The following is a 12,358-nucleotide window of genomic DNA, read 5'->3' as shown; positions in this document are numbered from 1 at the left end:
TAGATTAACAAAAAGTTATGTTAAAGTTGCATCAAGTTAAAGAAGATAGTTCACCTTTCATTAGACCAAAATAACGGATGATGTATAGCTATAAAAAAACAGGATTTGAAGATTCAAATCCTGTTTTTTTTAGCAAAATAATTATGAGTATAGTTACTCTGATTTAGCTAATTCTTTTAATGTCCAATAATCTTTACGTTTGTTTCGTTGTCTTACTCTACCAACATCTGGCCAGCTTTGTACTATATCTTTGTCATTCATAGCTCTAACATAACTAAGAACATCGGCAAGCCAAATATTGTCATTGTCTTTTAAAGACATCATCACTCCATAATCTTTTCCGTCAACTTCACCAATCAAACCGTTAAGTAAAATTTTAATTAACTTACTTTTGTCACCCATTACACGTTTGCTTCCAATTAGTGGAGGTGCTACCAAAGATCCATCTTGATTTTTAGCTCCCTTTAAGTCCTTACCGTGACATGTAATACACAATCCATTGTAAATATCATATCCTCTAATAATACTTGTTTTGTGTGCAGAAGGTCTGTCTTTTATTCGTTCTTGCAGAGCCAATAAGACTTCGTCGTCTTTCTTTAAGCTTTCCGATGCAGAATAAGAAATTACTTGATTGTCGCTATATTTTCTGTTGATTTCATGTAGCATAGAGCTTGCTTTCTTAGTTTCGCTATATCGTAAACTCAATGCCAATTGATGTACCACATCTAAAGAAGGATCTTCTATCAAATCTTGGTATAAGGATAAGAATTCGGTTTCTTTATTTTTTATAAAACGCTCGCTCAATCGTATGGCTGTTTCACGAACTCTAGGGTCTTCGTCTTGTATTTTTTCTTTAATTAGCTGCTTATCAACTACTCCCAAACCTTCTAAAGTCCACAATGCATGAATTCGCTCTAGTCCATAATCTTTACTACTGTCTCCAAACCATTTGCTCCACAAACTTTGATTGCCTTTGGCTATGGCTGTTAGGGTTGGAATTACTTTTTTATCTCCTCTTAAAATAATGAGTTTTTGAGCTGTATTTCGATACCATCCATTACGATGTCCTAAGTAAGATACCAACTCTTCTGATGACTTACTAAGTAACTTAGGTTGTTTATCTGGGCTAATATCTTCGTGTACAATTCTGTAAATACGTCCACGGCCAATATTTTTGTCCAAACCTTTACGTTCAATCACAGGGCGAATTTTACTCCCTTTTCTTGTCCAATTGCTTTCCTGTATAATTCCACGGTACATATCTACCAAGTACAGCGTTCCATCAGGTCCTGTAGAAGCCCAAACAGGTCTAAAGTTTAAATCTGTAGAAGCTAAGAATTCCGTTTGGTAGTATGGGTTAGATAAGACTTTTAATCCGTCTATATTTTTTACTTTGGCTCTTCTTACAAAGCGACCTACAGGTTCTGGAATAAACAAGTCACCATACATGTTTTTAGGCAATTTGTGACCTCTGTAAATTTCTTGTCCTGCAACTCCTGTAAAGTGGTTCAATGTTCCGTCTTCTTTTAAACGGAATGGTCCTCCTTGCACATCTGGAGTTCCTACAATAGGCCAAGTTTCCATAAATCCTTCTTCCAAACGTTCATTAGGACTATAGTCTCCGTAAGGTGCAGGATTTTGAAAACCGTAAGCAGGGTTTTCACCTCCGGCAGTGGAATAGTACATTACCCCTAAGTCGTCTTGTGTCAATCCCCATTGTCCTCTAGGCATATGGTCTAGTGTGTCGGCAATTACGCGGTCTTTAGTAAAACGAAAACGGATAGGGTTGTAGGTCGTATAAACCCAGTTGTCTAAATTCCAAAGCAATCCACTTTGTTGATGTTCTAAATTTCCACCTCTTCGTTTTGGGTTGTAGTACACACGTTTTTTGGTGTCCGCTTTCCCATCACCGTTTGTGTCTTTGTACAGCCACAGGTCGTAAGAATAGGTTTCGTTTACCACCAACTCACCATCCTCTAAAGGCAAAATCATTCTAGGCAACATCAAACTATCTATAAAAATAGTGCTTTTGTCCATTTTTCCATCTCCATCGGTATCTATCAGTTGTTTAATTTTACTCACAGAACGATTGGTTCCTGTTCCATCTACATCTTGCATGTAGGTATTCATCTCGGCCACGTACATTTTTCCATCTCCGTCCCAAGCCAAAGTCACAGGTTCATCAATCATAGGTTCGCTTGCTACCAATTCTATTTTATAGCCATCGGGCAAGTAAAAAGATTCCAAACTTTTTTCAGGAGATTGGAATGCAGAAGAAGCTTCTTTAATAATCTTGGGTTTGGTGTACTTATTGTCAAAGTAAGTTGTTTCTTCGTTTTTGCAGCTACTTACCAAGGTAACTACAGCCGTTAGTAAAAGGCCAAATTTGTGATAATTGCTCATAGGTGTAAGTTGGTTTTTTATAAAACAAAAGTTGATTTGACTGAAAAATATATGATTTTTAACCGTTTATTACATCAAATTTGTAACATACTCTTTTTTTGTGGGTGATAAAATTAAATAAGATACCTAAAAAAAATGTTTGATTTTCTTCAATGAAAAAATAAAGACATGGTTTTTTAAAGGTTTAGGATTTTACAACTTTTCTTAAATACCACAAAGCTGCAATGGCCATTACCAAACCAATAAATTCTCTAGAACCTTCTAAATAAGGTTTTTCGTATACCATTTTTCCAAAAATCTCTTCTTTGTGTGAGGTGTTTAGCCAGTCTACCAAATAACGGAAGTAGGTTGCTGCATAAATGGCCAAAGCTATAATTACAACAGTATAAATAAGCTTAGGAAGCTTAACAAAAGGAGTTACCCAACAAAAAAGGCTGACTCCTATATAAATACCAAACCATAAAAAAGGATCGGGATCGTTAAGCTGCAACCAAGCAAAGCAGGTAAATAATAAGGACAATACAATAGAAATGACCGTGTGTTTGATACTTGTTTTCATGAGAAAGGTTACTATAAATTATGTTTATTTTTTTTCAATGAATGAAAGTAAACAATTGAAGTCTTTTTTTACTTACTTTTGGCAACTCTTTTAATTATTATTCATTAAAACTATCTAAAATTACAACCATATGAATTTTTTCGAGAAATTTATGATGAAAAATGTATTTTTTGTGTCATTTGTGTTACTTCTGTCTAATACAGCTATAGCACAACACCATGTACAAGGAAAAGTACTTAACAAACAACAACAACCTATTGCCAGTGCTTTGGTAAAAATTGCAAATTCACAAAAAACAGCCCTAACAAATGAAAACGGGATGTTTGTAATAGAAAATTTACCTACGGGTACAACTACGCTTCATATTTCTTCTTTAGGATACAAAGCTATAGAAAAAGGGATTACATTACCTAGTTCATCAATAGTAACAGTAGAATTAGAAACAGCTTATCAAAACTTAAATACAGTGGTGGTTACAGGAACCTTTGCTCCTAGAAAACAAATGGAAACCAGTACATCTGTAAGTGTGTTGTCTCAAGAAGCATTAAGCAAATTGACTCCTAGAGGAACGGCAGATTTGATTGGAAATGTGTCGGGGACTTTTACTGATGCATCTGCAGGAGAGGTGTATACCAAAGTATATACTAGAGGTGTATCTGCTGCTGCAGAAGACGATTTGGGATGGTATTATACTTCGCTACAAGAAGATGGTTTGCCTGTTAGTTTAATTCAGCATTCGTATTATAGCCCAGATCTTTTTTACAGGTCGGATCTTACTACACAGCGTTTGGAGGCTGTAAGAGGAGGAAGTGCTTCTGTTACTGCTATGAATGCTCCTGGGGGAATCTATAATTTCATCAGCCAAGACAAAAGAGAAGGTTTTGGAGGACAGTTGCAAATTACTAGTGGAATTCAAGGAAAAAACAATGCTTACCAAAAGTATGAGTTTTTGTTGAATGGTGCTTTGGGAAACGATTGGTTTTATAATGTAGGAGGTCATTACAGAAAGGATGAAGGTGCAAGAGAAGTTGATTTTACGTTTAGCAAAGGAGGACAAGTTAAATTGAACTTTATAAAAGAAAATGATAGAGGATTTTTTAAGTTCTATGCAAAGGTCCTAGATGATAGAACCAACAGATGGAATGGGGTTACAGCTAACAATTGGAACAACCCAACAGCGGTATACGGGCAAAGTTTTCGTCACACTTCTCAATTATTACCTAGCTTTTCGGCAACAATTCCTACCAGTGCAACCAGCACTAGTTCTTTTGATCCTTCTCAAGGGGTACATGCCAAAGATCTTTTGGTGGGAATGAATTTAGATCAGAAACTAGGAAATGACTGGTCGGTAAAAAACAATGTGAAATTTTCTAGTAAAAGTGCCAATTGGCAAACAACCATCAGTAATGCTTTTGTAAGCATCGACAATCCTTTGGCATACTTTATTACAGGAGCTGGTTTTCCCATAGGGAACGTAGTTTTTAGAGATGCCAACAACGGACAAGTGGTAGCAGGGGTTAACAATAGTGCTATTTTGGTTGGTGGACCTGCTGCGTATACCCAAGGGAGTTTGCCAAACAATGCTTTGTTAGGAGGAGCTGCTTGGTACAAAAACACAGAGACCACCGAAATTATGGATCGTTTGGTGTTTCGTAAAAAAGCCGATGCACACGATATCAACCTAGGAATAGATTATGGTTTTTCTGACATGGAGCATTTTACCAACAGTAGCTTTGTGTTTGCTACGTACGAAAACAATCCTAGAAATCTAGTGGTTACCTTAGAGAATCCTGGAAGCCCAGTGTTTGCATTGTCTGATGCTAACGGAGTAAGTAATTATGGTGGTTTATTTTTTGAAAAAGCCGATGCAACCCTACATCAAACAGCAGTTTTTGTAAACGACGTATGGAAAATTACTCCAGATTTGTCTGTAGATGCTGGACTTAGATACGAACACATCTTTCACAAAGGAAACAAACACAATGCAGCACCTTTGCAACAAGATGGAGGATTTGATGGAGATGCTACCACCGATTATGACAATGGAGTGTTAGTAACTACAGGTGCTACCAACAGTTTTGATTTTGATTACAATTATTTTTCTTATTCTCTTGGACTTAATTACAAATTACAAGCAAATACTTCGTTGTTTAGTCGTTATTCTAAAGGAAATAAAGCTCCAGAATTTGATTATTACTTTAACAACTTTAGCAATGTAGCCATTCCTAAAAAAGGAGAAGTACAAGAAGTACATCAAATAGAATTGGGGCTAAAGCACAATGCACAGCAGGTTCGTTTTGCAGGAACTGTATTTTATAGCTTGTTAAAAAATATAGGGAATACCAATTTTGAATTTAATGGTGATACCAATACAGTTTTTTACACTCCAACACAATTCAACAGCTCTAATACATTAGGGGTAGAGTTTGAAGCGGCTTACCAACCTTTTTCATTTTTGACTTTACAGTGGAATGGTGTTTACCAAAAAGCGACTTCGGAAGACTGGACTGTGTACAATGCCAATGGAACAGTAGATGAATCGGATGATAGTGTACAGAATTTTAACGATAAAAACCTTCCGTTTAACCCAGAGTTGATGTTTGATGTAAAAGCACTTTACGAACAAAATCAATGGTATGCTTTTGCTACCTACCACTATATGGGAAAACGTTACGGAAACATAGCCAATGCGTTTGAATTGCCTAGCTATGGTACGTTTGATGTTGGAGCAGGGTTGTCTATTGAAAAGCACTGGAATTTAAGTGTAAACGTAGTAAACTTGTTAAATTCGGATGGGTTGGCTAATTTCTTTGGACCTAATAGTTTTGGAGGAAATGCCAATCAAGTAAATGCAGATTATATTGCTAACAATCCTAACGGAAACTTTATTGTTGTACCTATTTTACCAAGAGGAATCTTTACCAAATTGAATTATACTTTTTAATTGTAGAATTTAGTTATATATGTAAAAAGCTCTTTACCTTATTTGGTAAAGAGCTTTTTTATGTGGTTTCGGTATTGTTGTTTTAAATTCCATCTATAAAACTTTCAAAAGAATCTTTAAATCCAAACCCTTCTTCTAAATCAACTTTGCTTAACTTTTTGTGTTCTACCAAAGCCCATAAAATAAATTCTTTAAAGAAGTGATGATCTTTGGAGTCTAAATCAGGTTGGTAGGTGCGAATCAAATCTGTAAGCGGTGCAATATAGTCTAACTGTTGTTGGTATTCTTGGTTGGTCAAATCGTTCGGCAGCTCAAAAGAACTTCCTTCTAAAAACCACTGTACAATAGCATCATAAGGTGTAACTTCCGATTTGCGTGTCAATTTCTCTATGGTAGGAAAGTACGATGCAAACAAAGTTTTGATAGCTGCTCTTAAAAGATTTTCGGCTACATTGGCAGCACCTTCTTGTTCTCCTTCGTATACCAATTCAATTTTTCCGTTAATAGCAGGAATAATCCCCATAAAATCGCTTAAACGAACCGTAGTTTCAGATTCTTCGGTGGTTAACATTCTTAGTTCTGCACTACTGATTAAATTTTCATAAGCAGAAATACTTAAACGAGCACTTACACCGCTTTTTACATCTACAAACTCACTTTGTCTGGCTTCAAAACCTATTTGTTCTATCAAATCTTTAGCCAGTTCGGGAACGTAAATAGGGTCTTTTTGTGCATTTTCTAACTTGGCTTCTTGTTGTGTAATGGTTTTGGCAATCTGAATATTGCTAGGGTAATGGGTTAGAATTTGAGAACCAATACGGTCTTTTAATGGTGTAATAATACTCCCACGGTTGGTGTAATCTTCCGGATTGGCAGTAAAAACAAATTGCATGTCTAGGTTAAATCGGAGTTTAAATCCTCTAATTTGTATGTCTCCTTCTTGTAGAATGTTAAACAAAGCAACCTGAATTCTAGCTTGTAAATCGGGGAGTTCGTTAATAACAAAAATACAACGGTTGGCACGAGGAATCATTCCGTAGTGTATTACGCGATCATCGGCATAAGACAACTTTAAATTGGCTGCTTTTATGGGGTCTACATCTCCAATAATATCAGCTACAGTTACATCTGGTGTGGCTAATTTTTCGGCAAATCGTTCCGATCTGTGCAACCATGTAATCGGGGTTTCGTCCCCTTTTTCTGCTATTAATTCTTGAGCATATCTAGAGATAGGAGCAAAGGGGTCATCATTAATTTCCGAACCTGCTACTACAGGAACGTATTCATCTAACAAATGTACCATTTGACGTGCCAATCTCGTTTTGGCTTGTCCTCTTAACCCCAATAGGTTGATATTGTGTTTGGATAACAAGGCTCTTTCTAATTGCGGAATTACACTGTTTTCGTATCCATGCACCCCTGTAAAAGTAGCTTGCTTTTCTTTTTTTAATTGAATTAAATTGTTTCTTAATTCTTCTTTAATTCCTTTCGATTGATATCCTGCTGCTTTTAATGCTCCAAATGTTTTTATGTCTGTTGGTTTCATAGGTTCTTTTATCCTTTGATTCGTCTTTTTCTATTTTGTTCGTAATCTTCAAAAATCATTTCTCCCAGTCCTTGCAATCCAGTATAAAACGCTTTTCCTTGATTGGCTTTTGTAAAAGCATTTACAAATTGCATTAAATAAGGGTCTTGGGCAATCATAAATGTGGTGATGGGAATGTGAAGTTTTCTAGCTTGACTGGCTTTGTCGTAGCATTTATTTACAATATGTGTGTCTAAACCATTGCTGTTTTTGTAATACCTTCCGTCTGGCAATCTTAAGCAACTAGGTTTTCCGTCGGTAATCATAAAAATTTGCTTGTTGGTATTTCGTTTTCTTCTTAGCAAATCCATGGCCAATTCTAAGCCTGCTACGGTGTTGGTATGATAGGGGCCTACGGTTAAGTAAGGCAAATCCTGAATGGAAATTCGCCAAGCATCGTTTCCAAAAACCAAAATGTCTAAGGTATCTTTTGGATAGCGTGTGGTAATGAGTTCTGCCAAAGCCATGGCTACTTTTTTGGCAGGAGTAATACGATCTTCACCATACAAAATCATGCTGTGGCTAATGTCTATCATCAGCACTGTACTCATTTGCGATTTGTGATTGGTTTCATTCACTACCAAATCTTCTTCTTGCATTTGAAAATGAGATGAAATTCCGTGGTTGATTTGTGCATTGCGGATACTTTCGGTCATAGAAATTTGATCCAAACCGTCTCCAAATTGATAAGCACGGGTTTCTCCTGTAGCTTCATCACCACTTCCTATTTTTTGAGTTCTATGATTTCCACTTCCTGATTTTCTAAGTTTTCCAAAAATTTGGTTCAGTGCTCTTTGTCTAATAGCTCTTTCGGTTTTGGCCGTTATGCTAGTGCCAGAAGTCCCGTCGGGCTGTATGCGTTCTTGCAAATACCCTTTGTCAAACAGGTCGCGTTTAAAATCTTCTAAAGTATACTCGGGCGTGGTAAGTTCGTAAGTTTTGTCTAACTGAGCTAGCCAGTCTAGTGCCTCATCTACATCACCAGAAGTGTGGGTTAACAATTCTTTAAAAATATCTAAAAGTTTGTCAAAAATACTGAGTTCTGGTGCTTGGTAAGGCGTAAAAACAAAACCCAAATGTGCGTTGTTTTTGCTATTCATAACGTATGTGTTGTGCTATGTTACTAAGATACATTAAAAGATGTACACTACCTTAGTCGCAAACAATCGGGTTTCATTAAGATTGATTATAAACAATTATAGGTTTGTAAATAATTGGGCATCAAAAGTGTCTTTTACAACCACGTTTTTAGGACCAAAATCACTACGGTTAAAAGACAACCATACTTTGCCTAGTTTTTGGTAATTGTCCCAAGGCTTGCTAAATTTAGGTTTCGTGTCTTGGTAATTCTTAAAAAAAGCCCATTGTTTTACTAGTTTTTCTTGTTGATCTACAAATATTTCGTACTTGTTATTAGGGGTTACACCCACGTTTTCAAAAGTCATTTGCAACACATCGGCTTGTGCACCGTTTGGTAGTGTATCGGTTCTTAAGTAGGTTAGGGTTACCCCAGGGTCTAATAGTTTCCAAGGCATGGTAAGCCAGTACGAATCGTTAATCCACCAGTTTTTTCCTTTTTTTAACAGTTTTTTGGTTTGTTGTTTGTCTTGAACCAACGTACCGTTCTGATACGCTTTTCCTTTCATGGTGTTTATGTTTACCAAAATAACCAAGGCATCGTTCGGTGCTTCTACACGAACATCCCCTGTCCATTTGTCCCAGTACAAGGTGCGTTTTCCAAAATCCCATTGAATAAAATGTGTATTGTTCCATTGTTCTTCTCCTCCCATTTGCTGCATCACCTCTTTGGCAATAGCAATGGCTTTGGGGTCTGATTGTTGTGCGTAAATTTGAGTGTTGATGCTAATTAGTAAAAAGAGTTTTAAAATTGTTTTCATATTTAATGTATAATGTAGATTGATGGACTCAAAAGTATCAACTTTTTCGGAACAATAGACTTTACTAGCAAAAGATTCAACTGAACATGGTTTGTTCTATTTATAGTATCCTTGGGGCATTAAGGGAATCACTTTTTTGTTAAAAACATTTGAAGCATTCAATTCAATATTTGTTATGGTACCTTTTTTTTATGAACTATAGCTTTGGACTGCGAATAACATAAAATATTTAAAAAATGATGAAAACTATTTTTAGAAAAAGTGTAACCTTGTTGCTCTCTTTTTTGTGTTTAAACAATTTGTTTGCACAATCTGCCCCCACATTTGGTGCTGGTTTAGACCCCATACCTAGTGGTAAACAATGGGTGAAAGTTGATGGTCTTACCGACGAATTTAATGTAAATGGTTTGGATACCACCAAATGGACCAAATCTACATGGAATTACGAAGTACCTGTAGAAATGGTGGCTGACAACACAAACTCTGGAGTATGGGGAGGATATATGTGGATTCGAGCAACTTTAGATAACAGTGCCGAGCGTTGGTTTAGGTCTGCAAGAATTATGTCTAAAGAAAAGATATCGTATCCAATGTATACCGAAAGTAAAATCAAGGCTTCTTCTATTTCTGCCTACACTACTTATTGGTTAAATAATGGAGATATAAACAATAGAGACGAAATTGATATTATAGAAAACAATGCCAAACCTACTTGTGGTTGTCAACCTGATTTTCCTTGGCAAATGAATTCTCAATATTTTCAAGCAGATCAAACCAAAACACCAGAAACAGTGAGAAAACACGGAAATTTTGACAATAGAAATTTATCTAGTGGCAATCCGCTAAAAGGAGTAAAATGGGATGCCGATTATCATATTTTTGGTGCCTATTGGTCTGATGCAAGAAATGTTCAGTTTTTCTTAGATGGAGAGCCTGCAGGAAGTATTTATGTAGGAGATCATTTAGATGGTGTAACCTACAACCGACAGTTTACCAGAGATTTGAATGTTATTTTTGATTTATGGACTAACGAAGCAGACTGGCTAGGTGGTTTGGCTGTAAAAAGTGACTTAAACAACAATGCCAAAAACACTATGTATGTAGATTGGGTAAGAACATGGTCTATAGAGGATGCACCAGCTTCTACTAAATATTTCTTGGTAAACAGAGAAACTGGAAAAAAAGTAAGAACCAATGGAAGTGCAGAAAATACACCTTTAGAGTTGGTACCTTCTACATGGTCTGGAGCCCCAACCCAATGGGAAAAAATTGCGACGGATAATGGGTGGTTTTACCTAAAAAACGTAGCTAACGGAATGTATTTTAGACCTACCAACGATACCGAAAATAGTGTTTTAATACAAAAACCAACTTCGTACGATGGTAGTTATACACAATGGAAAATAATAAGCAGTTCGGGTGGGTATTTTTATTTACAGAACAGAGCTACAGGAGATTACTTTAGGCCAGAAACCACTAGTGATTACAGTGCTATTATTCAAAAATCTACATCGTCTACTAACAACTGGACACAGTGGGCTTTAATTCCTGTATCTAGCAATGGGTCTGTAGCCAATCCTTTGTCAGAACTAACCATAGAAAACACAAAGGTTGCCAACACCATACAAATATATCCAAATCCATTAAAGAATGAGAATTTGTATATTAACGTACCAAACCAATCAAAAACATATACTGTACAGGTTTTTGATGCAAAGGGAAGTACTGTGTTGCAAACAAGTATTACTGGAGATTACGAAATCAATCGATCTGTTTTTTCAAGAAGTGGTTTGTATTTTGTAAATGTAATTGGTAACGATATTAACAAAATCACCAAAATTATAGTAGAATAAAATCTTTGTAAAAAAAGAGTAAAATAAAAAGCATTGAACGTACCTATACGTTCGATGCTTTTTTTATTTTTTTTACATTCCTGAAATTTGTTCTAGCCAATACTGGGTTCGGCTTCCAATGCTTCCTGTACTATATGTTTTTTTTGTTTTGTGTAGCAAATCCTGCACAATAGAGCTAATTAAAGGTTGTTGCACATGTTCAGGATAAGGCAAGTCAAACAAGGTAACAATACCCTCAGCGTTGGTATATTCTAAAGGACGATCGTTAAAACAAGCCATTTTAATACTTCCTTTGCTCCCCAAAATTATCAATTCATCTTGTCTTTGTTTGCTGGCAGTATTAAAAGCCCAAAAACAAGAACCCACTACATGGTTTTTAAATAAAATGTTGGCAGCTACTACATCACTTGCTTTGTAAATTTTAGATTGATTGATGGCAATTCCCTGAACGTGTTCTATAGCACCTATCAAAAATTCTAAAATGTTCAGTTGATGCGAGCCCAAATCGTAAAAATAACCATCTCCGGCCAATTTAGGATCTACCCGCCAGTTGCGTTGTGCATAGTTGGCATCAACCACATCTAACGGTTTGGTTAGGTTTATTTGTACTTGCAAAAGTGTTCCCAGACTTCCGTTGGTGATGAGTTCTTTGGCTTTTAAAAAGTTAGGCAAACAGGTTCTGTAATAAGCAATAAACAAGGGGAGCTTTTTGGCTTTAAAAGCTTTTTCTATTTCTACACAAGCCGCGTAGTGTATGGCCATCGGTTTTTCTATATAACAAGCTTTTCCTGCTTGGGCCACTTTTAGCGCATAGTTTTTATGATATTTGGGTGGTGTAGCTATGTAAATGGCATTGATTTCTGGATGTTGTATGATTTCATCTGCATCGGTAGTCCATTCCTCTATACCATGTCTTTTTGCATAGTCTTTGGCTTTTTCTGCATCTCTACGCATAACCGCAATTACGGTAGAATTTGGAATTTTATACATGGCCGGTGCACTTTTTACTTCGCACACATCACCCACACCAATAATTCCCCAACGTACTTGTTTCATTCTAGTTATTTTTACATAAAAGTACTGTTTATCTTGCTAAGAAAAAACGATTGTAAACAG

General features: G+C 36.2%; 8 protein-coding genes. 2 read left to right on the top strand and 6 right to left on the bottom strand.

Going from position 1 to position 12,358, the window contains the following annotated elements; all coding sequences use genetic code 11:
* Positions 1–153: 153 nt before the first annotated feature.
* Both FS85_RS15700 and FS85_RS16215 read right to left on the bottom strand, forming a co-directional pair.
* Positions 154–2,403: a DUF7133 domain-containing protein gene (locus FS85_RS15700; RefSeq protein ID WP_010136640.1), complete on the bottom strand. Its 2,250-nt coding sequence runs from the start codon at positions 2,401–2,403 to the stop codon at positions 154–156.
* 184 nt (positions 2,404–2,587) lie between these two features.
* Entirely contained in the window at positions 2,588–2,962 is a 375-nt protein-coding gene (locus tag FS85_RS16215) for a transmembrane 220 family protein (RefSeq protein WP_010136638.1), read from the bottom strand.
* Between the two features lie 130 nt (positions 2,963–3,092).
* Here FS85_RS16215 and FS85_RS0112315 point away from each other — a divergent pair, with 130 nt between their 5' ends.
* Positions 3,093–5,906 (top strand): TonB-dependent receptor, encoded by a 2,814-nt coding sequence (locus tag FS85_RS0112315; RefSeq protein ID WP_010136636.1) that lies wholly within the window; start codon positions 3,093–3,095, stop codon positions 5,904–5,906.
* An 82-nt stretch (positions 5,907–5,988) separates the two neighbouring features.
* Here FS85_RS0112315 and FS85_RS0112310 read toward each other — a convergent pair whose 3' ends face one another.
* The 3 genes from FS85_RS0112310 to FS85_RS0112300 all read right to left on the bottom strand — a co-directional run bounded on the left by FS85_RS0112310 (position 5,989) and on the right by FS85_RS0112300 (position 9,389).
* Positions 5,989–7,452, bottom strand: coding sequence for a magnesium chelatase (locus FS85_RS0112310; RefSeq protein WP_010136635.1), 1,464 nt, complete (start codon positions 7,450–7,452; stop codon positions 5,989–5,991).
* 8 nt (positions 7,453–7,460) lie between these two features.
* Entirely contained in the window at positions 7,461–8,591 is a 1,131-nt protein-coding gene (locus FS85_RS0112305; RefSeq protein ID WP_010136634.1) for a vWA domain-containing protein, read from the bottom strand.
* 96 nt (positions 8,592–8,687) lie between these two features.
* Entirely contained in the window at positions 8,688–9,389 is a 702-nt protein-coding gene (locus FS85_RS0112300) for a hypothetical protein (RefSeq protein ID WP_010136633.1), read from the bottom strand.
* Between the two features lie 236 nt (positions 9,390–9,625).
* Between FS85_RS0112300 and FS85_RS16210 the strand changes: the two genes are divergently transcribed.
* Positions 9,626–11,242 carry a T9SS type A sorting domain-containing protein gene (locus FS85_RS16210; protein ID WP_083823648.1) on the top strand — a complete coding sequence of 539 codons (1,617 nt, stop codon included), beginning with the start codon at positions 9,626–9,628 and terminating at the stop codon, positions 11,240–11,242.
* Between the two features lie 72 nt (positions 11,243–11,314).
* Here FS85_RS16210 and FS85_RS0112290 read toward each other — a convergent pair whose 3' ends face one another.
* Positions 11,315–12,298 (bottom strand): Gfo/Idh/MocA family protein, encoded by a 984-nt coding sequence (locus FS85_RS0112290; protein ID WP_010136631.1) that lies wholly within the window; start codon positions 12,296–12,298, stop codon positions 11,315–11,317.
* Positions 12,299–12,358: the final 60 nt, after the last annotated feature.

This window comes from Ochrovirga pacifica (assembly GCF_000220525.1).
GTDB lineage: Bacteria > Bacteroidota > Bacteroidia > Flavobacteriales > Flavobacteriaceae > Ochrovirga > Ochrovirga pacifica.
The sequence above is the reverse complement of the archived record's forward strand: the minus strand, read 5'-3'. Positions and strand labels throughout refer to the sequence as shown.

What these genes read in the sequence shown, in the direction of transcription:
- FS85_RS0112315 (WP_010136636.1), top strand. Translation starts at nt 3,093, where the DNA reads ATGAATTTTTTCGAGAAATTTATGATGAAAAATGTATTTTTTGTGTCA.
- FS85_RS16210 (WP_083823648.1), top strand. Translation starts at nt 9,626, where the DNA reads ATGATGAAAACTATTTTTAGAAAAAGTGTAACCTTGTTGCTCTCTTTT.
- FS85_RS16215 (WP_010136638.1), bottom strand. Translation starts at nt 2,962, where the DNA reads ATGAAAACAAGTATCAAACACACGGTCATTTCTATTGTATTGTCCTTA.
- FS85_RS0112290 (WP_010136631.1), bottom strand. Translation starts at nt 12,298, where the DNA reads ATGAAACAAGTACGTTGGGGAATTATTGGTGTGGGTGATGTGTGCGAA.
- FS85_RS0112305 (WP_010136634.1), bottom strand. Translation starts at nt 8,591, where the DNA reads ATGAATAGCAAAAACAACGCACATTTGGGTTTTGTTTTTACGCCTTAC.
- FS85_RS0112300 (WP_010136633.1), bottom strand. Translation starts at nt 9,389, where the DNA reads ATGAAAACAATTTTAAAACTCTTTTTACTAATTAGCATCAACACTCAA.
- FS85_RS0112310 (WP_010136635.1), bottom strand. Translation starts at nt 7,452, where the DNA reads ATGAAACCAACAGACATAAAAACATTTGGAGCATTAAAAGCAGCAGGA.
- FS85_RS15700 (WP_010136640.1), bottom strand. Translation starts at nt 2,403, where the DNA reads ATGAGCAATTATCACAAATTTGGCCTTTTACTAACGGCTGTAGTTACC.